Origin of the sequence: Kutzneria sp. NPDC052558 (assembly GCF_044547355.1) — a bacterium.
In the GTDB taxonomy this organism is placed as follows: domain Bacteria; phylum Actinomycetota; class Actinomycetes; order Mycobacteriales; family Pseudonocardiaceae; genus Kutzneria.
Genome location: NZ_JBIUAG010000001.1, coordinates 697,255 through 720,354 on the forward strand (window position 1 = coordinate 697,255; position 23,100 = coordinate 720,354).

The 23,100-nt window shown below is 69.5% G+C and carries 17 protein-coding genes; 1 reads left to right on the forward strand and 16 read right to left on the reverse strand.

Translation table 11 applies throughout. From position 1 onward, the window contains the following. Positions 1-22: 22 nt before the first annotated feature. The 12 genes from ACIG5F_RS02860 to ACIG5F_RS02915 form a co-directional block, all read right to left on the reverse strand. A complete protein-coding gene (locus tag ACIG5F_RS02860) occupies positions 23-901 on the reverse strand; it encodes a hypothetical protein (protein ID WP_396515656.1) in 879 nt (292 codons plus the stop codon). 84 nt (positions 902-985) lie between these two features. Beyond that, the gene (locus ACIG5F_RS02865) at positions 986-1,399 is read right to left on the reverse strand and encodes a YbaB/EbfC family nucleoid-associated protein (RefSeq protein WP_396515657.1); all 414 of its coding nucleotides are present in this window, start codon (positions 1,397-1,399) and stop codon (positions 986-988) included. A gap of 30 nt (positions 1,400-1,429) precedes the next feature. Continuing rightward, positions 1,430-3,907, reverse strand: coding sequence for a WXG100 family type VII secretion target (locus tag ACIG5F_RS02870; RefSeq protein ID WP_396515658.1), 2,478 nt, complete (start codon positions 3,905-3,907; stop codon positions 1,430-1,432). Positions 3,908-4,011: 104 nt separating this feature from the next. Continuing rightward, positions 4,012-4,575, reverse strand: a complete 564-nt coding sequence (locus ACIG5F_RS02875) for a hypothetical protein (RefSeq protein ID WP_396515659.1) — start codon at positions 4,573-4,575, stop codon at positions 4,012-4,014. A 17-nt stretch (positions 4,576-4,592) separates the two neighbouring features. Further along, the gene (locus ACIG5F_RS02880) at positions 4,593-4,883 is read right to left on the reverse strand and encodes a WXG100 family type VII secretion target (RefSeq protein WP_396515660.1); all 291 of its coding nucleotides are present in this window, start codon (positions 4,881-4,883) and stop codon (positions 4,593-4,595) included. Positions 4,884-4,923: 40 nt separating this feature from the next. Next, positions 4,924-5,256: a WXG100 family type VII secretion target gene (locus ACIG5F_RS02885; RefSeq protein WP_396515661.1), complete on the reverse strand. Its 333-nt coding sequence runs from the start codon at positions 5,254-5,256 to the stop codon at positions 4,924-4,926. Positions 5,257-5,324: 68 nt separating this feature from the next. Beyond that, positions 5,325-8,462 (reverse strand): right-handed parallel beta-helix repeat-containing protein, encoded by a 3,138-nt coding sequence (locus ACIG5F_RS02890; protein WP_396515662.1) that lies wholly within the window; start codon positions 8,460-8,462, stop codon positions 5,325-5,327. After that, a complete protein-coding gene (locus ACIG5F_RS02895) occupies positions 8,459-11,032 on the reverse strand; it encodes a hypothetical protein (protein WP_396515663.1) in 2,574 nt (857 codons plus the stop codon). Before ACIG5F_RS02895 ends, ACIG5F_RS02890 begins: the two co-directional genes overlap by 4 nt. Position 11,033: 1 nt before the next feature. Further along, positions 11,034-12,377 carry a type VII secretion protein EccB gene (eccB, locus tag ACIG5F_RS02900; RefSeq protein ID WP_396515664.1) on the reverse strand — a complete coding sequence of 448 codons (1,344 nt, stop codon included), beginning with the start codon at positions 12,375-12,377 and terminating at the stop codon, positions 11,034-11,036. A gap of 6 nt (positions 12,378-12,383) precedes the next feature. Continuing rightward, positions 12,384-13,787, reverse strand: coding sequence for a type VII secretion integral membrane protein EccD (gene eccD / locus ACIG5F_RS02905; protein ID WP_396515665.1), 1,404 nt, complete (start codon positions 13,785-13,787; stop codon positions 12,384-12,386). Between the two features lie 14 nt (positions 13,788-13,801). Continuing rightward, positions 13,802-17,743 (reverse strand): type VII secretion protein EccCa, encoded by a 3,942-nt coding sequence (eccCa, locus tag ACIG5F_RS02910; protein ID WP_396515666.1) that lies wholly within the window; start codon positions 17,741-17,743, stop codon positions 13,802-13,804. A gap of 281 nt (positions 17,744-18,024) precedes the next feature. Further along, complete coding sequence (locus ACIG5F_RS02915) at positions 18,025-18,954, reverse strand: 4-(cytidine 5'-diphospho)-2-C-methyl-D-erythritol kinase (protein ID WP_396515688.1); 930 nt, start codon at positions 18,952-18,954, stop codon at positions 18,025-18,027. Between the two features lie 251 nt (positions 18,955-19,205). Here ACIG5F_RS02915 and ACIG5F_RS02920 point away from each other — a divergent pair, with 251 nt between their 5' ends. Continuing rightward, the gene (locus ACIG5F_RS02920) at positions 19,206-19,886 is read left to right on the forward strand and encodes a LuxR C-terminal-related transcriptional regulator (protein ID WP_396515667.1); all 681 of its coding nucleotides are present in this window, start codon (positions 19,206-19,208) and stop codon (positions 19,884-19,886) included. On the opposite strand, the gene fdxA is transcribed toward ACIG5F_RS02920, so the two are convergent. From fdxA to ACIG5F_RS02940, 4 genes are all read right to left on the reverse strand, one after another. Further along, positions 19,883-20,224 carry a ferredoxin gene (fdxA, locus tag ACIG5F_RS02925; RefSeq protein WP_396515668.1) on the reverse strand — a complete coding sequence of 114 codons (342 nt, stop codon included), beginning with the start codon at positions 20,222-20,224 and terminating at the stop codon, positions 19,883-19,885. The two genes, ACIG5F_RS02920 and fdxA, sit on opposite strands and share 4 nt — an antisense overlap. 45 nt (positions 20,225-20,269) lie before the next feature. Further along, complete coding sequence (locus ACIG5F_RS02930; protein WP_396515669.1) at positions 20,270-21,193, reverse strand: 4-(cytidine 5'-diphospho)-2-C-methyl-D-erythritol kinase; 924 nt, start codon at positions 21,191-21,193, stop codon at positions 20,270-20,272. A gap of 13 nt (positions 21,194-21,206) precedes the next feature. After that, positions 21,207-22,364 (reverse strand): 1-deoxy-D-xylulose-5-phosphate reductoisomerase, encoded by a 1,158-nt coding sequence (gene dxr, locus ACIG5F_RS02935; RefSeq protein WP_396515670.1) that lies wholly within the window; start codon positions 22,362-22,364, stop codon positions 21,207-21,209. Beyond that, positions 22,361-23,100: thiamine pyrophosphate-dependent enzyme (locus ACIG5F_RS02940; protein ID WP_396515671.1), on the reverse strand; the 740-nt coding region annotated here is incomplete at its 5' end. The genes dxr and ACIG5F_RS02940, both read right to left, overlap by 4 nt.

The following is a 23,100-nucleotide window of genomic DNA, read 5'->3' on the forward strand; positions in this document are numbered from 1 at the left end:
CGTGTCTAGTACGTACCGGTCGTCACTCGTCCGCCGGCACGCTCGGCGTCTGCGGCGTCACCAGCTCCCCGCCGCGCGGCAGAAACGCCACCGGCTCAACCGGCACATCACCGTTCGCCGGAACCTCCGGCGTCGTCGGCATCAGAGCCGTGCCCTCCCTCGGAATGAAGGCCATCGGCTCACCCGGCACCACATCACTCGCCGGCACCTCCGGCAACAACGGCGACAACGCCGTACCCTCCCGCAGCGTGAACGCCAACGGCTCACCCGGCACGTCCGAGCCATTGCCGGGCACCCACTGCACATCACCGTCCGCCGGCACAGCAGGCGTCTGCGGAGTCAACGGCTCCCCTCCGCGCGGCATGAAGGCCATCGGCTCGCCGGGAACATCCGAGCCACCACCAGGAACCCACTGCACATCACCGTTTGCCGGCACCTCCGGCAACAACGGCGACAACGCCGTACCCTCCCGCGACGTGAACACCACCGGCTCACCCGGCACCACATCACTCGCCGGCACCTCCGGCAACAACGGCGACAACGCCGTGCCTTCTCGTAGCGTGAAGGCCGCTGGCTCGCCCGGAGTGTCGTTCGAGCTCACGGTGCCGACGCGGGGGCGCAGCGCGGTGCCCTCGGGATCGAGGGCCAGGCGGTTCGAGGCCTCGACGATGTCCTGCTCGGTCTTTTCGAATCCCTTGCGCATGGTGTCGATACCGTCGGCGACGCCGAAGACGGACTCGGCCATCGACTGCAGACCCTCCAGCACCTGCTCTCGCGCGGGGTTGTACTGCTTGAGGAATTGCTTGCCGCTCTTGTCCTCGCCCCACGGCTGCCCCAGCCCGTCCAAACTGGACTGCATGTGCTTGAGCAGCGCGTCCAGGCGGGAACCGAGCTCCCGCATGTTCGCCGCGGGGGCGACCAGCCCGTCGGGGTTGACCTCGAAACTGTTGCCCGCCATGGAAACCTCCGAGTGGTGCGGGACGGACTACTGACCGTCCTCGATGTACGCGCGGACGGCGTCGGGCATGATCGGCTCGCGGGGCAACACCTTGCCGATGTCGGCGTCAGGGCCGTACAGAGCGGAGAGGTCGAAGCCAGCGGGGACGTTGGCCTGCATCAGCTCCATCAGCTGCGCCTGCACCTGCTGCTGCGCTGCGGTGAAGGTCTCGGTGATCACGTTGGCCAACTCCACCGGCGCCATGCGCTTGTACGCATCGTTCGGAAACTTGAATTCGACCAACCGGCCCTGCGCGCCGACCGTGATCGACACCGACTTGCGCGGCGATGTCGCGGTGGCAGTGATCTCCTGCATCCGTTGGTTGGTCTCGTTGAGCTGATCCAACTGTTGATGGAACTCGCCCATCAGCTCCTTGATGGACTCGTCGTACGGCGAGGACATGGTCAGGCACCTCTCACTGGGTCGTGGCGGTCAGCCGAGCACGCCGGGCAGGTCGGAACCACGGGATTCCCACTGGTCGGACCGGCGGTCGAGCAGGTCGGCGAAGGTACGCTCGGCCGGCTCGACGGCGTCGATCTCGACAGGCTGCTCCGCGGCGGGCTCGGGCGCCGGGTCGGGCGCGCCGAACGAGCTGCGCACCTCGGGTGGCACGCTCGGGATCTGCGTGCCGGGCAGGCCTTTGTCAGGACGCCAGGTCGCCATCTGCTGTTCGGCCGGGGGCGACGGGTCGATGGCGTCCGAACCGTGGTGGCGGGCGAGCGCCCACGGCAGCCCGGAGGAGGTCGAATTCGTGACGTCCCACGCGCCGAAGTCCTCGTCGCCGTCGCGCACCACGGCGATCCGGTCCGGCCGCGACGGCGGGATCGGCGAGTGCGACGGCGCGACGGCGTTGTCGGTCCACGGCTCATGCGCCGGAGTCATCGGGCCGGGCGCCTCGGACGTCGGGTCCTGAGGGGATGGCAGTGTGGCCGGGGCGGCGGCCAGGGCCTCCAGACCCACCGGCGATCCACTGGGAACACCGCCGGTGTCCAGCACACCGTCGGCCGGCAGACCGAGCGGATCTCCATCGGGAAACGACTCCGGCATCAGCAGACCGCTCGTGTCGGACTTCTCGAAAAGGTTAGGCTGGTTGCCCCCGCCCATACCCGGCGGCATCATCGGCATGCCGCCCATCGGCTGGCCGGCCGGAACCTGCTGCGACCCACTGGGCACAGCCGGATCGACGAGGTCGGTGACGGCGGGCGGGGCGGCCGGCTCGTCCTCAAGCCCGGTCAGACCGCCAAAACCACCGGTCGTGCCGTTGGTGCTGTCGAGCACGCCGGACGGTCCGGGGCCGCCGAGGCTGAGATCGTCGGGGAACGGCGTGGGCGCCAGCAGACCGCTGGTGTCGGACCGGTCGTCGCCCCTGGGCTGGCCTCCGGCACCCATGCCGCCCATGCCCGGCGGCATCATCGGCATGCCGCCCGTCGGCTGGTTGGTCGTAGTGCTCAGCCCGCCGTCGCTGACCGGCACGCCGTCGGGCGCACCGGGGAATCCGGCCACCTCGGGCGGCGCCGAGGTCTCCAGGTCGTTGAGGCCGAGCCCGCTGTCGAGTGTGCCGTCGGCGCTCGGACCGCCGAGCCCGTCCGCGCCGCCGCCACCGGGGAAGGACTCCACGGGTGGGGCAAGGTCGTCCGCGCCGCCGGAGCCGGTCGTGTCCAGCCCCGTCGTGTCCAGGCCACTGGTGTCCAGGCCGCTGGTGTCGTCGAACGGATTGCTGTCGCTGAGCAAGCTGTCGGGACTTGCAAGGCTGTCAAGGCTGCTCGGCGAGCTGCCGCTGTCACTGGTCCGGAACGGCGTGATCGCCGGCGGCACAAAAGCGCTGGGGCCGCCGGCACCCGGGTCACTGGTGCCGGGGAACGGACTGACCGAAGGCGGCGCGAGGTCATTGGCGCCACCGAGACCGTCGACACTGTTGCCGCCCAAGGCCGGGTCGGTGGGGAAGGCGGTCGGATCGCCGGGGCCGTTGACACCGGTCGGCAGATCGGTCGGCAGAGCAGTCGAATCACCGCTGCCATTGCCACCCAGAGCCAGGTCCGTCGGGAAAGCCGTCGGATCACCGCTGCCGTTGCCACCAGTCGACATATCAGTGAGGGAATCCGCCGGTGGCGGGATGTTGGTGCTGTCGCCGTACGGATTGCCGCCGCCGTAGGGATCGCCGCCACCGTAGGGGTCGCCGGTGACACCGTACGGATAGTTGGCGGCGCCGGTGTCGTCGGTGGGCCCGTTGGGGTCGGTGGTGTTCGGTGGGGTGAAGCCGTCGTTGGTCACCGTGTAGTGGCTGGACAGAGTGGTGATGACCTGCCGCATGTCGTGCGTCATCATCTCCACGATCTTCGGCTTCTCGTGCACCATGACGAGGCCGTTGACCACGGACGCCCCCTGCTTGACGGCCTCGTTGGCGTACCAGATGTCGATGTCGTGGATGGTCTTGATCGCCGTAGCGAGCTGCTGGCCGTTGTGGTTGACCTGGTTCGGGATGTCGTCCGCGCTGACGTCGCCCATCAGGACCTGGGCGTTCGCCTTGACGTTCTGGGCCAGCGTGTCCATCATCAGGCGGAACGCCTGCGACGCCGGCCCCTTCCACGGCGCGTGGTCCCCGTTGGCCAGCGCGTCGGTCTGCTCGGAGATGCTGGTGTGCACCATCTGCAGCGTCTGCTTGACGTACTCGAGCGTGTTCGCCGCCTCGTAGAGCGTCTGCGGGTCAGACACCAGCTGGGCGTCCTGAAAGCCCTGCGTGTCACCGGAGTGCGCGGCCGCGATGCCAGTGATCGCCGCCTCGATCTGTTTCCAGCTCCAGGAGCCGAAGTCGTCGGGCGCCCCGCTGCCCTTGTACTTGCTGATGACCGCGCCGTCGTTGCCGGTGCCGAAATTCGGGTTGTTACCGCTGTCCGTTGCCTCGTCGCCCATCTTCTGCCCACCTCCTCCTTCACCGACAACCTTTATGTGACAGGGAAATCACTGGTGGCACGGCCGCCTGCGCGAGCACGCACGCGACCGTGCGACACCAGCGGTTACTGGCCGGAGCCGAACTTCGTGCCCGCCGAGCCGACCGCGTTGATGTCCGTGGTGACGTCGGACATCACCCGGTTCAGCGTGGTCAGGTCGATCTTGTTCTGTTCCTCGGTCGAGTCATAGTCCGTGGCCAGCTTCAGCATCGCGTCGTGGACGTCGGTCAGCGCCTTCATCAGCTTCTTCAGGACTGTCTCGAAGCCGCTCTGCATCATGCCCTCGCCGGAGTTCCCGGTGAGCAGGCTGCGCATGGCGCTGCCCTGGTAGAACCCGCCGGCGGCTACCGGCTTCATGTTCTCCAGCATCGACAGCGCGCTGTTGAGCGAGGGCACCAGCTGCATGATGTTCTGCGCGTACAGCTTCATCGACGCGGTGTCGACCGACGTCTCCGAGCCGTCGCCACTGTTCGACGGAACATGCGGCGGCACGATCGGCGGCGACCCCACGGGGAGTTGCGGGCCACCATTGTTGTCGGGCGTGACATTGTTAGGATCCCACTGCTGCACTGGGCCCGGATCCTCATAGTTCGCGGCGTTGTTGGCGCCGCGACCAATTTTCTCAGCCATGTGTCACCTCCATGCGGCTAGCGGTTCCACAGCTGGGATCCGCGGTTCTCGGCCCCGGTGTAGCTCTCGTCGATGTGGTTGAGCACGCCGGTCGCCGCGCTCAGCGACTGGGACAGCTGGCCGTGCGCCTGCTCGTACTTCTGTTGGGCCAGCATGAAGTCGTTCTTCGTGTTGCCCTCGAACTCGATCGTGCCCGCCTGGACCTGCTGCTGCAGGTCCTCGCCGATCTGGGTGAGGCGCTGGTAGACAGCCTGCAGGCCCTGCGACGCCTCCTGCATGGTGCCGAACTGCACGGAATAGGTGCTCATCGTGTTCTCTCCTTCGTTCGCGCCGAGGACGGGGTGAGGGTCAGAAGCCGGGCAGGCCGGGCTGCTGGGAGAGCAGGTTGTTGGCCTGGTTGGCCAGGTCGACGGTGTTCTGGTGGGTCTGGGAGAACACGTCGTGGGTGCCCATCATGGCGTTGTGCATCTCCTGCAACGCCTTGAGCACGGCCTGGCCGTTTTCGTTGAACTGGCTGAGCGCCTGCTGGAAAGCCTGGGACGCCTCGCCCCGCCAGCCGGAGGCCAGCGACTCGGCATGCTGCACCGCGGTGTTCAGCTGCGTCATGCCGTCCTGCAGGGCCTGTTCCTGACCCTGCGCGGTCTTGAGCAGGCCGGCGAGATCAACACCGGAAGTGGTCATGTCAGCTCCTCATGGTTCGGTGGTGCGCTCGGTCACCACGTGGGGTTGTCTCGGTCGTCCGTGCCGCTTCAGGCCGGCACGGGCACCGCCTTGCGTTCCTCGGTCGACGGCGCGGCGCCGTCGAGGTCGGCCGTGGTGACCGTCCTTGAGGTGGTGTTCGCGGCGGCCGCCGCCGCGAACCGGTGCGCCTCGCGCACGCCGCCGGCCGTTGCCCCGGCCGCCAACGCCGCCACGACGCCTTCCCCCGCCTGCCAGCCGTTCTCGGCCCACCAGCGGTGGACCAGTTCGGACTTCTCGGCCGGCGAGTAGTCGGTGAAGCGCACGTGCTCGGCGAAACGACCGGCCAGTTCGGACCGGCCGCCGAGCAATGCGCTGATCAGCTGCTGCTGCCCGGACAGCAGCAGCACGAGTTCCGCCGGGGCCGCAGCGAGCACAGCACGCACGGCCGCGACCACGCGGGTCTTCTCGGTGTCCGAGCGCCGCAGGAACGGCAGATCGATGTCCACCAGCAGCGCTCCGCCGGCCGCGGCCTCGACCACGGCCCGAAGTCGAGTCTCGGCTTGGCCGTCGAACCTGCACGGCACCGCGGACAGCGGAAGTTCCGTGACCACACCGGAAGCCAGCAGCCCGAGCTCGGAAAGCGAGCGGGTGAACAGCCGGGCCACGGTACGGCGGCCGGTGTCCAACGGGCCGTCCAGCACCAGGTTGGCCAGTCCGCCGAGCGGCTGCCGACGCCGGCTCAGCGCCAGCAGACCGGTCAGCCGGGCCAGCAGGGCCTCCTTGACCGCCGTCTGACCGACCAAAGTGGACAGTCGGCGGGCGCTCGGCCCGGGCGGCAGGTTGTCCTCGGGCGTGTCCGAGCCGTCGTCGCCCTCGGCCAGCGGCACGTCGCTGACGGCGAAGCGGGACAGCTCGTTGTCCGCGCCGCCGGTCATCGCCAACCGCGAGGCCTGGGTGGAGATCATCGACTCGAACAGCTGCCGCGCCACGCGGCCGTTGCCGAAGGTCTTGCCCTTGGGCGTCTTGTCGAAGAACCGGTGCAGCGCGTTGAGCACGTCGTCGTCGAGCTCGTAGTAGTGCTTGGCCGCCATCCCCCGCACGATGGTCACCAGCTCGTCGACCGTGTAGTTGGGGAATTCCACGGTCTTGGTGAACCGGGAGGCCATACCGGGGTTGGAGGCCAGGAACTGCTCCATCTGGTCGGTGTAGCCGGCCACGATGACCACGATGTCGGACCGGTGGTCCTCCATCAGCTTCATCACCGTGTCCACGGCCTCCTGGCCGAAGTCCGGCCCGGAGCCGCCGGACTGGCTGGTCAGCGTGTACGCCTCGTCGATGAACAGCACGCCGCCCAGGGCCTTCTCGAACACCTCGGTGGTCTTGATCGCGGTCGCGCCGATGTACTGGGCGACCAGGTCGGCCCGCGCCACCTCGATCATGTGGCCTTCCCGGAGAATGCCCAACTCCGCCAACACCGAGCCGTACAGGCGGGCGACCGTGGTCTTACCGGTGCCGGGTGGGCCCGCGAAGACCAGGTGCCGGCTCACCGACGGCATCGGCAGACCCAACTGCTCACGCCGCTGAGCCATCCGGTTCAGGTTGATCAGACCGGTGACCTCGGCCTTCACCGAGTCCAGGCCGACCAGGCTGTGCAGCTCGGCCAACGGGCCATCACCATGCTGCTGCACCGGTTCGGGCGCTGGCTCCGCCGATTCGCCGCCGGCCGTCGTCCGCGGGCTGGGTGCCGGCGCCGACGTTGGGGGCGCCGGCGCCGGCGTGGGGCGGGCACTCGGCACAGTGCCCTCGTTGTCGAAGATCTCGCAGTCGTCCAGTTCGGACACTCCGCTGCCACGGACATCGATGCCCGGCCCGGAGTTGTGGTGCACACGGCAGCGGGTGGCCCGCAACGTGCCGCCGTCGGCGACGACGATGCCAGCGCCCTTGACATCCTGCACCTCGCTGCCGTCAAGGGAAAGCTGGCAGCCCGCGCCGATCTCGATCGAGCATCCCGTCGACATCACCGAGGAGAAGCTGGCCTTCGTCGTGCCCGCCAGAACCAGCTTCGCCTCCACCGCGGTCCGCACCCGAATGTCGTGCACCCGTCCGGCCGAGGTCCCTTCGAGGGTCAGCAGGTTGCCGCTGTCGGCGGTGAGCGTGGCGTCGGAAAGGCTGATTGTGGAGTCGACCACCCGGACTCCGCCGTCGGTGACGGTCAGCCCGTCGATACGGGGCTTTCCCCCGCCAGTGGCCAAAACAGCCACCTGTTCAGCCTTCGTGACAGTCAGGTTCGTGACTATCGGCTCGGCGCCGGCGTCGACCAGCAGGCCGATCGGGCTCTCCGTGATGGTGCAGTTCTCGATCCGCGGCCTGGCCCCACCGGTCACGTGCACGGCTTGCCGAGCCACGTCGCTGAACGTGCAACCGCTCAAGGTCGGCCGCACGCCGTTGGCCACATGCACTGACTGGCCACCGGAACCGACGAACGTGCAGTCGGCCACCACAACCGTGCCGGTGCTGGTGAGGTAGGCGTCCAGGCTGGTGCTGTCACGAACCTCCACCCGGGTCAGCTCGGCCCGGCCGTCCTGCTCGATCACGATGGCCGGCTTGCCGGTACCGACGATCTTGGTGTCCTCCATCCGGCCGACGGCGGAACCGTTGACACACAGCCCATTGCCCTTCACATGGTCGAACAGGCAACCGCGGACCTGCACCCGGCCCTGCTCGGCGACCACCATCGCCGACGAGCCGACCTCGGCGATCGTGGTCTCCTCAACAGAGCTGCCACCTGGAGACGTGACGACGATGCCCGCACCCGACAGGTTCTCCACCCGGCACTGCCGGGTGGCCAGCACACTGGAATTCCTGGCCAGCACGGCGGTCCACGCCGCGCCACTGACCCGGCAGTTGTCCAGTGCCGCCTCGCCGTGCCGGACGTCCAGCACGGGCAGCTCGGCATCGTCACCGCTGATGTCCAAACCGGACAGCTGCACCGCACCGCCGGCGACGACGACCGTGCTGCCGGTGGCGGAATGCAACTGGACCGTGCCCGGACCGCGCTCCGCACTGATGCTGACCACTCGGGTGATCGTCAGCGTCTCCTCGTACCGACCGGCGGCTACGTTGATCACCGAGCCGTCGCGCGCCCGAGCCAGCGCCTCGGAGATGGTCCGGAACGCGCCCGGCACCTGCAGGACCTGGCGAGTCATGCGCTTGTCCTCTCCGAAGCGAGGGAAACCAGCCCGGGCGGGGCGGTCGCGGTGAGCCGCGGCGCGGTCGTGTCCGGCCGTGCGGCCCACTCCTGGGCGGCCTGGTCCAGTCCGTTCAGCGCGAGGTCGTCGAACATGCTACGACCGGCGTTGACCTGGCCGTCCTCACCGATCTCGGCGCTGGACAGCTCCCGCAGCAGCACCACCGGAGTGGGCTCGTCACGCACGTCCAGCACCTTGAAGCCGGTGCCCGGCACGAACAGCACGCGGTCGGCCACCCGGGCGTCGATCAGCTGGGTCCGGCGAGCGGTCATGGCCCAGATCCGGAACTCGATCTCGCCCTCCCGTGGCGGCCGGCTGGATGTGGACGCCGTGAGGAAAGCCCACTCGCTGACCAGCGCGCGATCGCGGTACCAGTCCAGTTCGGACGGTCCGGCGGCCGCCCACAGCTGGGTCGCGCCACGGAAGGACGGCAGTCGCCGCAGCCCGGAGGACACACAACGCGCCATCGGCACGTGCGGCCCAGGCGTCGCGCCGCGCACCGCGCGGTCCACGCTCTCGGTGTCGCCGGTCAGGTAGAGCCGCACCGCGACCAGGTCGGCCAGCACCTCGTCGGCTTCCATTCCCACGCGCAGGCCGGGCACCTCGGACAGCATGCGGGACACCGTGCTGGCGGCCACGTCGTACTGGTCGTTGAGCGCTTTGCGCAACCAGGCCCGCTCCTCGGCAAGACCTCGAGTCGGCGGCACGGCGCTCGCGGCCGCCGCCGGCACGGGCTGTGCCGCGAAGGCCAGCCGAATGTTGCCTGTGGGCACCGGATTCGCCGGCACTGCCACGGGTTCGGCCACCACCTGTGCAGCCACGACTGCCGGCGCCACCTCGCGTGCCGCGTCGCGCCCGGCCTCCAGCCCGGGTGCCGGCGATTCCAGTCGCAGTCCGGCCGGCAGAGCCGGTGCCACAACGTCTTCGTTGACCGGTGGCGGCGTGCGGAGTATCTCGGTGCCCGGGGCATCGTCGTCGAACGGGGTCACGGGCGGTGTGGGAGCGGCCGCCGCGATGGTCGCGGCCGAGATGACCGTGGTTCGCTCCGCCGCCAGCGCGGGCTGGGGAGGTGTGGCCACATCCACCACCAGCGGCGGCATTGCCGGTGCGGCCGCGGCTTGCAGCGGAACGACGTGTCGGGGCGGGGCGGGCGCGGCGACTTCCTTGCGGGTGTCGACCATGCTCCGCCCCGGCAACAGCGGCGTGTTCGTCGACGGGTTGGGCCGACTCTGGATCGTGGCGGCATTCGCAGTGCTCGTCGCGGCGACACGGCGCCCGGCCGCCACCACGGCGTCGGCCGGCAGCACCCGGAACATGCGGCGGACCGCGGGATCGAGTAGGTGGACCAACTCGCGGGCCAGTGTCTGCATCCGGTCGGCGCTGCCCGGGCTCCCCGTGTCGAAGACGACGTTGCCGTGGGTGGGATCGACCGGGGCCGACCGCACCATGTCGGCCTCGACGGGGACCGACGGCGGGCGCATCCACAGTCCACTCTGGACGACCTCGACCACGGCGTCCGACGAGTACCAGAACACACCCGGCGACATCTCCGCCGCGCCCGGCACCGGGCTGTCGCAGGCCACCACCTCCGGTGGCAGGATTCGGCCCCCACCGGCGATCCGGGGCCGGTACTGCAGCTCGCGGGCGAAGGAGCGCCAGCCCGGCCGGCCGTCGAGGCCGATGACCCGCAGGTCGCCTTCCGCCGTCGGCGCACCGCCGTAGCACGTCACCGGCAGGCCCAGGTGGTCGGCGAGCGCCTGTCCCACCGACGGCCGTGGCGCGGCCACCGGGCCGTACTGGAGGAAACGCAGCCGGTCGCGGCTCTCCGGCGGCACCGAACGGCAGAACTGGGCGATTTCCGCCAACGGCACCGGCCGGGCCCGCGGCGCGCCGAGCACGACCGTCAGCAGCTCACGATCCGTGGGCAGGCTCGAGACCAGCAGGGGCCGGCTGTCGTCCGGGGAGTCGGCGGCCCGCACCCACACTCCCGCGGGCAGCGGCTCGACCAGGCTGACCGGCCCCGGCCGCCAGATGTGCTCCACACCAGCGAAAACCCAGGCGGGCTCGGGAAAGCGGCGCGCCTCACGCCTCGGTGGGAACGCCTTCTCGAAGCGGAACCAGCCGGCTCCGCCGAGCGGCGGGCTGAACAACGTGCCGCCCGCGCCCATCACGACGTCGCCGTCGGGCACCACCACCGCCCGCCCAAGGCGTTCGGCCAGCCACTGGGCGGTCATCATCGCCGTCTCGCGCGTGTGCTCGCCCAGCACGATCCGGAAGCTGCCGCGCCGTTTGCGCAGTATCGACTCGATCGCCTGCCACAGCGCGACCGGCCCGTCGGTCGGCACGTCGATGACCACCACGGTGTGGTCGGGATCCTTGGCGATCGCCCGGGCGAAGGTCAGCGCCGACTGGCTCAGTCGTTGTTCGAGATGAACCAGCAGGGAGTGCCCCGCTTCGACGCAGACGACCTTCGGCAGCACGCCGCTGACCTCGCCGGCCCACGCAAGCAGCTTTGACCCGAGCGCCATGTCACTGCCCTCCCGCTGGACTCGCGGCGAGCACGGCAGGTCCCGTCACCAGATTCGGGCCGGCCGTGATGGCCGCGAGCACCTGTGCGGGCACCCTCACGACCGTGTCCGGCAGCTGAAGCGCCTGGGTCGCCTCCTTGGACAGCGCGAACTTCACCCCCACGTCGGTGATCAGGTACTCCTGGGCCGTGCTGGTGCCGCTGGCCGGCGCCGAAGCGAGCATTCCCTTGCCGGCGGGCACTTTCACGGTCGTGCCGGTGGGCACGCTCAGCTGCTCGGTGACCAGCGTGCTCGGGCTGACGACGCTGCCGGACGAGGACTGCTGCGCGCACACCGCCGACTGGCCGGCCCGGTAGAGGGGCATGGTGGCCAGGTCGGGCACGGCTCGCAACAACGCGTTCTGCGCCGACACGGGCAGGCCGGCGAGTGCGGCAGCGCTGATCCCCCGCAGCTGAGACGCCGGCGCCAAAGCCGCCAGCAGCGCGAACGTGGTGGCGTTGAGCGGCGCGACGCCGTCCCCGAACAGAACGTAGTACTGCGTGTGGCCGTTGATGACCGTGGAGATCAGCTGACCGATCGTGATGGGCTGGCCCTCGATCACCGGGCCGGCTCCGCCGGCGCCGGGGATCGCCGGGATGTCGATCGTACCGCCCGATGTGACGGTCTTGATCCAGCTCGGCGGCACGACCGTCGCCTGCACGTCGCCCAGGCCGAGCGCGACCTGCACGGTCCGGGAGGCAATGCCGTAGGCAGTGCCGTGCCACAGCACGTACTCGGCGCCGTCCGGTGTGACGACGAGCATCTTGTCGTCCGGGGGCATCGGCGCGGTGCCGACGCCGCCCAGGTCAACCACCATCGACGGCGCGCTCTGCTCCGGTGCGACGCACACGGCCCATCGGGCCGGCAGGAGGTTCTTCGCCGCGGGCAACGAGTCCGGCGCGCCAGGGATGCCGACCGCGCGGCCGTGGGGGACGCCCGCGAGTGAAGCCTCTGACACGGTTCGAAAGACCGGCTGGGCCTTGCCGCCGGCGTAGTAGAGCATCGCCGACGTGGTGTTGAGCGTCGGCAGCAGCGTGCCGTTGAGAAACAGGTACCGGTTTCCCGTCTCCTTCTCGATGATGATCGATCCCGGCAACTTCCAGTCGGTGGCCGCGCCGGGGCTGATGAGTCCGATCACCGCGAAGACGCCGCACACCAGCGCCGCGACGACGGCGCCGAAAACGAAGCCCATGCCCGAGCGGCGCATCGGCTGCTCCGAGGTGCTGGCCTCGCCCGTGACCAGCGCGGTGGCCAGTCTGGTGGTGGCGAACTGGTAGGCCTGGACATGGTCGCGTCGGCTCTGCATCGCGGCTCAGCCCCCCAACGCCTGGAAAAAGGTGTACGTGCCGGTGAGCACGAGCAGCAACGGAAGCAGGGCCAGCGCGCTCCACAGCTCGGCCATGTCCGCGAGCTGCCCCCAGATCGGACGCAGTCGCGCGGTCGGTTGCCGCCAGGCGCTGAACAGCAGCAGGAGACAGGCCGCCATCAGGATCACCAGCGCGGCCACCCGTCCGAACATCGACGCAGAGGTGACTGACGACACCAGCACGATCGACAACACGAGTGCGCCCGCCCAGATCGTCCCGCCACGCTGCCACACCGATCGCAGGGAGCGCCCTCGCAGCAGCGCGACGGCGCCGACGAGCAGTGGTAGCACGACGCCGAGCCAACCCGGCGTTTGGACGAGCAGCACCGCGTCGACTACGGCGGCGACGGAGCTGGCGAGGATCATCGCGGTCAGGTGCCCGTCCGCGACCGCCACGCGTCCGGCGAGCACCGACGCCGGCTCGGGATCGACGCTCTGTTGAAGTTCTTCGGCCGTACGGGGCAGGTTCGGCGCTCGCAGTTGCGCGTAGCGGATGGCCAGCCGGGGCCCGAACGCGCCAAGCAGGAACAGCACGAGCGTGACCACGCTCACCGCACCCGGAACGTCCAGCACTGTGGTCAAGATGAGCACCGAGGCGCCGACCACCGCAGCGCTCAGCGCGCCGATCGTCGCGTAGACGGCGGTCGCACGCGGGGTGGTGAAGCCCAGCGCCGCGGCGACGACGCCGGCTGCGAGCCCGGCGAACAACAGATTCGACGGGGTCGCCGGGCCGGGGGGAATCAGCACACCGGCCAGCCCGGCGAATCCGCAGGCGGCAGCGCCGGCCACGACCGACAGCGTGGTGTCGGCCACGAACCGCTCGATCGCGGCGGCGACACCCCCGAGCACGAGCGCGATCAGTCCACAATAGACAGATGATGGTCCGATGGATCCGCCTGACAGCGCCACCACCGCGCCCAGTGCGAGTGCGGCCACCGCGGTCAGTCCCAGCAGAACCCGCCGGGTGGACCGCGTCTGCCAGCGATCGGCGCGGGCGGCGATGGACTCGGCGATGCCGTCGGCCAGATCGTCGTAGGTCAGCTCCGGCAGCGGATCCTCAGCCGGTCGCAGGTAGAGCACGTCGCCGTCGCGGAGATCGGCGAGCTCGGGCGTGGCGTCGTACGGCAGCGGCGACTCACCGAGGCGCTGAAGCACCCAGGACCGGCCCTCCTCGGACTGGCGCGTGACGTGCCGGACCACCACCGGCACCAGCAGGCCGATGGTGGCCGTGGTGGGGACGGCCAGGTCGGCGCGGCCGTCCGGGCCGTGCACGGTGACGCGGCACTGGTCGGCGGAACCCGAACCGGGAACCACGTTCTGGCCCGGTTCGGCAAGTGCTGAGCTGTTCATGTCGGTCCTTGTCATCACACGGCTCCGGTCTGGAGCAGGCGGATGTCACGTCGGGTCACCAGCTGGGCGCGGCCCGGCGGCAGCGTGCGCGGCTTGGCCTCGCCGAGGAACTTGCCCTCTTCCTTGGGGTAGCTCAGCAGCACGCCCGGGTTGCCCAGCTCCCACATGCGGCGCAGCAGCGGGTCCATCATCGCCCGCATCGCGCCGGAGCTGCTGCGCGCGATCACCACGTGCAGCCCGATGCTCGATCCGTGGGCCAGCAACGGGATCAGGGGCTGCATCGGCGAGGCCATGCCGCCGCCGGACACGAACAGGTCGTAGTCGTCGACCAGCACGAACAGCTGCGGCCCGGTCCACCAGTCCCGTTTGGACAGTCGGTCCGGGGTGATCTCCGGTCCGGGCATCCGCCGCGCCATCGACGCCCCGGCGTTGCCGATCAGGTCGGTCAGCGCGTCCGGGTCGACGGCGTAGCCCACCCGATAGGCCTCCGGCACCTCCTCGTGCAGCTGGCGCCGGGTGTCGGCGAGCAGGATCTTGGCCTCGCCGGGCTGGTACCGGCTGATGACGTTGCGGGCGATCAGCCGCAGCACGTTGGTCTTGCCGGTCTCGTTGTCGCCGAACACCGACAGGTGCGGCGACTGGTCGAAGTCGTGCCACACCGGGGCCAGCCGCTGCTCGTCGATGCCCAGGCAGAACCGCGCCTCCTCCGGGGCCGGCAGGTCCGCCATCGGCAGCCGGCCCGGCAGCAGTCGCACCTCGGGCGCGCGCTGGCCGGTCCAGAAGGTGGCGATCTCCTCGCAGGCCGCCTTGGTCGCGGTGGTCAGGTCGTCGGTGGCCGACGAGCTGTCCGTGCGGGGCAGGCCGGCCAGGAAGTGGAACTTGGTGTTGGTCAGGCCGCGGCCGGCCTGCTCCGGCACCCGGGCCGCGACCCTGGCGCCCAGCTCGGACTCCATCGGGTCGCCCAGCCGCAGCTCCAGCTTGGTGCCCAGCAGGTCCCGAATGGACGGTCGGATCTCCGACCACTTGTTCGCGGCCACCACCACGTGCACGCCGAAGGCCAGGCCGCGGGAGGCGAGCTCGGTGACCCGCGGCTCCAGGTCGGCGAAATCCGAGCGCAGGGTCTGCCAGCCGTCCACGACCAGGAACACGTCGCCGTTGGGGTCCTTGATCGCCCCCGACGCCCGGCCCGACCGGTAGCCCACCATCGAGTCGATGCCCATCGAGGTGAAGACCTGCTCTCGGCGCTCCAGCAGCTGGGCCAGCTCCTCCACCGTGCGCAGCACGCGATCGCGCTCCATCCGGGTGGCCACCGAGCCCAGGTGCGGCAGGCCGGCCGTGGACACCAGGCCGCCGCCGGCCAGGTCGAGGCAGTAGAACTGGACCTCGTCCGGCGTGTGGGTCAGGGCCAGCGACAACATCAACGTCCGCAGCAATGTCGACTTGCCCGACTGCGGCGCGCCGACCAGGCCGACGTGGCCGTTGGCCCCGGAAAGATCCGCGACCAGCAGCTCACGGGTCTGCTCGTACGGGCGGTCGACGATGCCCAGCGGCACCCGCAGCGAGCGGGTGGCCGGGTGGTCCAGCGCGGTCATGCCACGCACCGGGTCCGGCACGATGCCGGGCAGCAGCTCGTCCAGGCTGGGCGACTCCGACAGCGGCGGCAGCCACACCTGGCGGGCCGGCGGGCCCTGGTCCACCAGCTTGTTGATGATCACGTCCAGCAGGCTGTCCTCGTCGTCGTTGGCGGAGTCCGCGCGCGACTCGGCCACCTGCTCCGGCTCGTCGTCCTCGGGACGCCTGATCCGCCCGGGCCGCAGGCCGAACGAGGTGATGTCGGCGATCGCCTTGGTCTGGGTCGAAGTGGCCGCGCCGGCGGGGCCGTCCGGGCACGGCCCGGAGACGTAGGCGGCCTTGAACCGCACCAGGTTGGTCGTGTCGATCTTCAGGTAGCCGTGGCCAGGCGCCGAAGGGAGCTCGTACGCGCCAGCGACGCCGATCACGCTGCGGGACTCGATGGCCGAGAAGGTGCGCAGCGCGATCCGGTAGGACAGGTGGCCCTCGACCCGGTGGATGCGGCCCTCGTCCAGACGCTGCGAGGCCAGCAGCAGGTGCACGCCCAGCGACCGGCCCAACCGGCCGATCTGCACGAACAGGTCCATGAACTCCGGCTTGGACGACAACAGCTCGGAGAACTCGTCCACCACCACGAACAACACCGGGAACGGGGACAGCTGCGCGCCGCCGGCGCGAGCCTTCTCGTAGTCGTAGAGCGAGGAATACCCGTGCTGGCGCAGGAACTCCTGGCGGCGGTTCATCTCGCCGCTGATCGAGTCCTGCATGCGGTCGACCAGCGGCAGCTCGTCCTGGAGGTTGGTGATCACGGCGCTGGTGTGCGGCAGCTTGTCCATGCCCATGAACGTGGCGCCGCCCTTAAAGTCGACCAGCACCATGTTCAGCACCTCGGACGAGTGCGTCGCGGCCAGGCCGATCACCAGCGTGCGCAGGAACTCCGACTTGCCCGAGCCGGTCGCGCCGATCAGCACCCCGTGCGGGCCCATGCCGCCCTGCGCCGACTCCTTGATGTCCAGCTCGACGACCTCGCCGCTCTCGGTGACGCCGACCGGCACGGTCAGCCGCGCCTTCTGATTGCGCCGCGGCCGCCACTGCGTCTGCACGTCGAAGCCGCGCGCGTCGCGGATGCCCAGCAGCGCGGTCAGGTCGAAGTTGCTCTCCAGCGGCTGCTCGATCAGGTCGACGGTGCCGCTGGTGCGCATCGGGGCCAGCTGGCGGGCCACGTTCTCGGCGTCGGTGACGCTGACCGCGTCGACAACGGCCTTGCCGGTGCTCTCGCCGGCCGGGAACTCCACCTCGGCGCCGGACACGGTCAGCCGCAACACGTCCGGGCCGCCGTGCATGCCGCCGGTCACGTCCAGCAGCACCACGTTGCGCAGCCCGGTGTCCAGCAGCCGCGAGTGCTCGGGGATCTGCACCCGGTGCGCCACCACGACGTGGAACGGCTCGTTCGGACCTGGCGGCACGGTGCGGTCGAAGTCGGGGCGGTCGGTGACGGCCGCGCCGAGCAGGTCCATCAGCGAATCGTGATCATCGGACAGCAAACGCAGCGGCCCGGCATCGTCACGAGCGGTCGGGTGCGTCGCGTGCGGCAGCCACTTGCACCAGTCCCACTCGGCGCTGCCGGACTCGTCGGTCAGGATGGCGATCTTCAGGTCGTCCGGCGAGTGCAGCACGGCCAGCTGCAGCAGCATGGCCCGGACCAGGGCCAGCACCGGACCGGCCTCACCGGCGAACTCCACGCTGGTGAAGCTGCGCAGGCCGACCGCGATCGGCAGGTCGTCGACCGTGCGGAAGGCGCGGATGAAGCGACGCAACGCGATCGCGGTCAGCGGCTCGAGCTCCTCGATCGGACGAGTGCGCGGCGGCACGAACTCCAACGCCGCCCGCTGCGCGCCCAAGCCGATACGGACCCGCCCGAAGTCCTCGTGACCGACGCGGCGCTCCCACAGCCGCGGACCCGAGATCAAGAACGACAGCGCAGCCGGTTCGGGATTGTCCCAGCGCGAGGCCGCGCGCTGCTGGTCGGCGGCGGCGCGGGCCTGTCCCCGCAGCTGCGCCAGGTAACGCAGGTAGTCGCGGCGCTCGGCGCGCATCTTGCGCTTGCGCTCCATGCCCTGGCGCCCGATCTGGGTGACGCTCATGGACACCATGGACACGCCCATCATTCCCGAGCTCATGAAACTCATGGGCGAGCCGCCGCCGGAGGAGAACATCATGGCCATCGCACCAGCGCCCAACCCCATGGGCAGATAGGTCAGGACGGAGCCGAAGTCGAGACCGGCCGGCTCGCCGATCACCGGCGGCTCGGCCAGCTCCACCTCCCCGGTCGGCAGGGCCGGGCCGGCGACGCGCTGCGATCGTTTCACGATCACGATGCCCATCAGTCTCTCCAGACCATAGTCGGAAAGGACCGGGATTCGTCACACCCGGCCTTGTCTCGCAACAGTTCGCCAATTTCCCGGCACCGCATTGTTCGGTTCTGTTGGCCACACTGACACAGTCGGGAAGGGCCGGACAAAAGTTCGTTCCTCCTGACAGAACACTCAAGATCTACCTGCGCAGGGACTGCAAAGTGGCCGCCGACAAGGGCGGAACCAAGCGACTGCACTTTTGACCGCGGCAATTCAGACTTTCGTGCGCCGCGCGGCCGGAACCGGCTGATCTAGTCGGCCGCGGTTGCCCGATAGAGCACGCGGGGCCCGCCCGCCGGCCCGCGCAGGGCATGCACCACCCGGCAACGGCCGGTGGCCGCGAGCCGCTCGGCGACACCGGCGGCGTGCTCCTCGTCGACGCAGAGGAAGGCGCAGGAGGGGCCGGAGCCCGAGACGATGCCGGCGAGGGCGCCGGCATCGACCCCCGCGTCCAACGTGTGCCTCAGGTCGGGCCGCAACGCCAGCGCGGCTTCCTGCAAGTCGTTGACCAGCGCCGGGGCCAGCCTGACCGGGTCGCCGTCCTCGAGCGCGTCGAGCACTGCCTCGGGCGTGGACACGCGCCGGCGCGGTCGCAGCGCGCGAAGTCGGTCGAACTCGTGGAATACCTCAGGGGTCGACAGGCCGCCCTGATCGACCCCGACCACCCAGTGGAAAGCGTGGGCCACCGGCACCTCGGTGATCACCTCGCCGCGCCCCGTGCCCAGCGCGCAGCCGCCGTACAGCTGAAACGGCACGTCGCTGCCCAGCCGGGCGGCCACCTCGGCCAGTTCGTACCGACGCAGCCGCAGGTTCCACAGCGAGCACAGGCCCAGCAGGGTCGCTGCGGCGTCGGCGCTGCCACCGGCCATGCCGCCGGCGACCGGGATCCGCTTGCACAGCGTGATGTGCACGCGGTCAACCGCCTCCGCCGGCATGCCGATGTGGTCGGCGAGCGCCTCGACGGCACGCACCGCCAGGTTGTCCCGGCCGGTCTCCAGGACGTCGTGGCCCTCGCCGACGATCTCGATCCCGCCTCGCGCGGCCTCACTGAGCACGACCTCGTCGGTCAGGGACAGCGTCTGGAACACCGTGACCAGGTCGTGGAATCCATCGGGACGCAACCCACCCACGGACAGGAAGAGATTGACCTTCGCCGGAGCGACCACAGCGACGGACCGCATTCCCGATGCGCGCACGGCCGGACCGTACGGCAGTGACCCACCGGGACAAACAAACATTTCCGTCAGGCGGAACGCCGCGACGCGAGTTCCGCGCCGACACCGCACCTGCGAGGCCCGAGGTCAGGTCTACCTCGGGACGATCGGCAGGAGGAGTGCTGTCACTTTCGACCGCACCTCTTACCCTTCCGTACCACACTTCGACGCTTCGTTCTGCCAGACGGAACAAAATTCCAACCCGAGAGCCCCTTCTCATGAACAGCGGCTTCCATGGACACAACCAACCAAGGAAGGTGAACATGGAGCCCATAGCAGTTGTCGTATATTCGACCGATCCGATCATCTACACGGGTTTGTCGGCCATCCTTCACTCGAATGCGAACGTTCACGTACTAGGAGATCAGCACATCGCCGACGCCGACGTGGCGGTCGTAGCGGCCAATGTTGTCGACAACGAGACGATGACGACACTACGAGAGGTGGCCGGTCGATCCTCGGCGCGAAGTGTACTGATCAGCAATGAGATCCCTCTCGCAGAGCTGTCAACGCTCGCGAAGTACGGAATCGTGACGATCCTGCCACGATGTTCGGCGACCACCGAAGGTCGATTGATAAAAGCCGTACTCACGGCAGCACAGGAGTCAAGGCTTCCCGCGTCGAGAAACCTCCCCAGACTACAAGCACAGCTCAGACAGAAGCGGCGCGGAGCCCTGTGGCCGAACGAACTCGACGCGGTAAATCTGGATCGCCAGGAGAAGATCCTGCTCCGCCTGATCTCTGAAGGGCACACAACGGACGAGATCGCAAGCAAAATGGACTGCAGCAAGAGCGCGATATACCTGGGAATACGAAGAATACTGTCGCAACTCGGCGTGCACAATCGATCGGAAGCCGTTGGCCACGCGATGCGAATCGGCCAGCTCGACCCGGACTAGGACGTCGACCCACTGCCCGTCGTGGTACGCACGGGCAGCGCCGCAACGAAGGACGGGTCGTCGCTGGTCTTGCCGATCTTCGCCGCGCCGCCGGGCGAGCCGAGCTCGTTGAAGAAGTCCGCGTTGGCCTTGGTGTAGTCCTTCCACTGGTCGGGGACGTCGTCCTCGTAGTAGATGGCCTCCACCGGGCAGACCGGCTCACAGGCGCCGCAGTCGACGCACTCGTCGGGGTGGATGTAGAGCATCCGGTCACCCTCGTAGATGCAGTCGACGGGGCACTCTTGGATGCACGCCTTGTCGAGTAGATCGACGCAGGCCTCGGTGATCACGTAGGTCATGGTCATCCTTCCAATTTCCCTTGGTAACGGAGACGGTTTCCGGCGTCACGCCGTCCAGGAATGCTGTCGGGGCATTTCGACACCGCGACTGGCGATCGGACCGGGAATCGGCGACCGCACCACCAGCGCCTGGCGGCAGTGCGCCTTCAATTCAAGAGTGGCGGCGACCTCTGCCGCGGCGGCCCGGCTCTCGCACAGAAAGAGGCAGGTGGGACCGGAGCCGGAGACCAGTCCGGCGACAGCTCCGGCGGCCTGCCCCACCGCGAGGGTGGTCGCCAGGCCCGGGTCCAGGCTGACGGCCGCCACCTGGAGATCGTTCTCCAGGTACGGGGCGATGTCCCTCGGTCCGCCATCGGCCAGCGCCTTGATCAGGCCGATGGGCGCCTCCGCACGAGGCAGCCGGGCATGGCGGCGAATTCGGTCAAGTTCCGCGAACACCGCCGGAGTCGATAGACCATGCCGGCTCAGCGCCACGACCCAGTGCAGAGTTGTCGCCGCAGGCAGGGGCATGAGGCGCTCACCGCGACCGGTGCCCAGAGCGGTCCCGCCCACCAGTGTGAACGGAACGTCGCAGCCCAGCGCCGTGGCGATGACCGCCAGTTCGGCATCGGGAATGTCGAGGTCCCACAGACGCGTGAGCGCGACCAGGGCGCCAGCGGCATCGGCGCTGCCGCCCGCCATACCGCCCGCCACTGGAATTTCCTTGTACAGCACCATTTGCAGGCTGGCGAGACGGTCCAAGCAGCCTGCATGCGCCGCCAACACCGTGGCCGCACGCCACGCGAGGTTGTCCGGACCGGTCGGCACAAGGCTGCCACCCTCGCCGAACAGTCGCAGGCCCGGTGCGCCGTCGTTGCTGACGACGACCTCGTCGTACAGCGAAACCGCCTGGTAGACGGTGGTCAGGTCGTGATAGCCGTCGGGCCGGCGCGGACCGACCGACAGGCTCAGGTTGATCTTCGCGGGCACCCGCACTCCGATGTCAGGCACGAGCTGCCGCCAGGATTTCGCCGGCCCGCGCTCGGGCCCAGTGCTCCGCCGCCAGGACTTCTTCGACCGTGTCGGGCTCGTGCCGCCAGCCGCCGGCGTCCTCGAGCACAGTGGCGACGGTGTCCACAATCGAGAGGAAACCGCCGGTGCCGCTGAGAAACGCGGCGACGGCCTGCTCGTTGGCCGCGTTGTAGATTGCCGGCAGGCAGCCGCCACCTTGGCCGGCGCTACGCGCCAGCTCCACCGCGGGGAACGTCTTGTCGTCCAGCGGCTCGAACGTCCAGCTCGTGAACTCGCTCCAGTCGCAGGCGGCGGCCGCGGCGGCGATGCGCTCCGGCCAGCCAAGGGCCAGCGAGATCGGCAGCCGCATGTCCGGCGGGCTGGCCTGGGCCAGCGTCGAGCCGTCCACGAAGGTCACCATCGAGTGAATGACGGACTGCGGGTGCACCACCACGTCGATGCGGTCGTAGGGCACGTCGAACAGCAAGTGGGCCTCGATCAGCTCCAAGCCCTTGTTGATCAGCGTGGCCGAGTTGACCGTGATCAACGGGCCCATCGACCAGGTCGGATGGGCCATCGCGTGCTCGACGGTGACCTGGGCCAGGTCCGCACGACGGCGCCCGCGGAACGGGCCGCCCGAGGCCGTGAGGACCAGGCGGGACACCTCATCGGCCCGGCCGCCGCGCAGACACTGGGCCAGCGCCGAGTGCTCGGAGTCCACCGACACCAGTTGTCCGGGCTTGGCCGCCTTCATGACCAGCGCGCCGCCCGCGATCAGGGATTCCTTGTTCGCCAAGGCCAATCGGGCGCCGGTGGCCAGGGCCGCGAGCGTGGGCCGGAGACCTTGTGAGCCCGGCAGGCCGTTGAGAACAACGTCGGCGGTCGTCGTTTCGATCAGTTCGCATGTCGCGTCGGGCCCGGTCAGGACCCGGCCGGTGTACCCGAGGTCGCGCAGCTGCTCGCCGGCTTCAGCACCGGCGACCGCGATGGCCGGCACACCGAACTGGGCCGCCTGCTTGACGAGCAGCGCCGGATTGCCGCCGCCCGCGGCGAGACCGGCCACCTGGAAGAGATCCGGGTTCGCGGCGATCACGTCGAGTGCTTGCAGACCGATGGAACCGGTTGAGCCCAGCACGAGCACGCTGGTCATGACGTGACCTCCCAGTTGTCCTTGCCGCGCAGCAGGGTTTCCAGCTGTCCGGTGGTGGTGATCTGCGCCCGGGCCAGGTCGTCATATGCCGGGCGGGCCACGGCTCGGAAGACTCCGGTGAACGTTGCGTCCACTCGGGACAGCGCGAAGGCCTGGGACGGATCCGGGATGGCGGGGTCGTGGATGACAGGGTCGCCGCCGGTGGTGAAAGCGAGACCGCCGTCGGGCTGCCGGGTGAGCATCGTGTCTCCGTGGCGGATGGATTCGCCGTGCCGCAACGAGATCGGGGCGTGTTTGGCGGCGTCGAACGCGCCGTCGTTGAAGATCGGGCAGTTCTGGTAGATCTCCACCAGCGCCGACCCGCGGTGCTCGGCCGCGGCCCGCAGCACCTCGGTCAGGCCCTTGCGGTCGGAGTCCAGCGCCCGGCCCACGAAGCTCGCCTCCGCCCCGAGGGCCAGCGACACCGGGTTGAAGGGGTGGTCGAGCGAGCCCATCGGCGTGGACTTGGTGACCTTGCCCTCTTCCGACGTCGGCGAGTACTGGCCCTTGGTCAGGCCGTAGATCCGGTTGTTGAACAGCAGGATCTTCAGGTTGACGTTGCGGCGCAGCGCGTGGATGAGGTGGTTGCCGCCGATGGACAGCGCGTCGCCGTCGCCGGTGACGACCCACACCGACAGGTCCTCACGGGAGGTGGCCAGGCCGGTGGCGATGGCCGGGGCGCGCCCGTGGATGGAGT

Excerpts from the sequence above, each read along its gene's own strand:
- ACIG5F_RS02875 (WP_396515659.1), bottom strand. The coding sequence starts at position 4,575 with ATGGCTGAGAAAATTGGTCGCGGCGCCAACAACGCCGCGAACTATGAG.
- ACIG5F_RS02860 (WP_396515656.1), bottom strand. The coding sequence starts at position 901 with ATGCGGGAGCTCGGTTCCCGCCTGGACGCGCTGCTCAAGCACATGCAG.
- eccB (WP_396515664.1), bottom strand. The coding sequence starts at position 12,377 with ATGCAGAGCCGACGCGACCATGTCCAGGCCTACCAGTTCGCCACCACC.
- fdxA (WP_396515668.1), bottom strand. The coding sequence starts at position 20,224 with ATGACCTACGTGATCACCGAGGCCTGCGTCGATCTACTCGACAAGGCG.
- eccD (WP_396515665.1), bottom strand. The coding sequence starts at position 13,787 with ATGAACAGCTCAGCACTTGCCGAACCGGGCCAGAACGTGGTTCCCGGT.
- ACIG5F_RS02880 (WP_396515660.1), bottom strand. The coding sequence starts at position 4,883 with ATGAGCACCTATTCCGTGCAGTTCGGCACCATGCAGGAGGCGTCGCAG.
- dxr (WP_396515670.1), bottom strand. The coding sequence starts at position 22,364 with ATGACCAGCGTGCTCGTGCTGGGCTCAACCGGTTCCATCGGTCTGCAA.
- ACIG5F_RS02885 (WP_396515661.1), bottom strand. The coding sequence starts at position 5,256 with ATGACCACTTCCGGTGTTGATCTCGCCGGCCTGCTCAAGACCGCGCAG.
- ACIG5F_RS02865 (WP_396515657.1), bottom strand. The coding sequence starts at position 1,399 with ATGTCCTCGCCGTACGACGAGTCCATCAAGGAGCTGATGGGCGAGTTC.
- eccCa (WP_396515666.1), bottom strand. The coding sequence starts at position 17,743 with ATGGGCATCGTGATCGTGAAACGATCGCAGCGCGTCGCCGGCCCGGCC.
- ACIG5F_RS02895 (WP_396515663.1), bottom strand. The coding sequence starts at position 11,032 with ATGGCGCTCGGGTCAAAGCTGCTTGCGTGGGCCGGCGAGGTCAGCGGC.
- ACIG5F_RS02870 (WP_396515658.1), bottom strand. The coding sequence starts at position 3,907 with ATGGGCGACGAGGCAACGGACAGCGGTAACAACCCGAATTTCGGCACC.
- ACIG5F_RS02915 (WP_396515688.1), bottom strand. The coding sequence starts at position 18,954 with ATGCGGTCCGTCGCTGTGGTCGCTCCGGCGAAGGTCAATCTCTTCCTG.
- ACIG5F_RS02890 (WP_396515662.1), bottom strand. The coding sequence starts at position 8,462 with ATGACTCGCCAGGTCCTGCAGGTGCCGGGCGCGTTCCGGACCATCTCC.
- ACIG5F_RS02920 (WP_396515667.1), top strand. The coding sequence starts at position 19,206 with ATGAACAGCGGCTTCCATGGACACAACCAACCAAGGAAGGTGAACATG.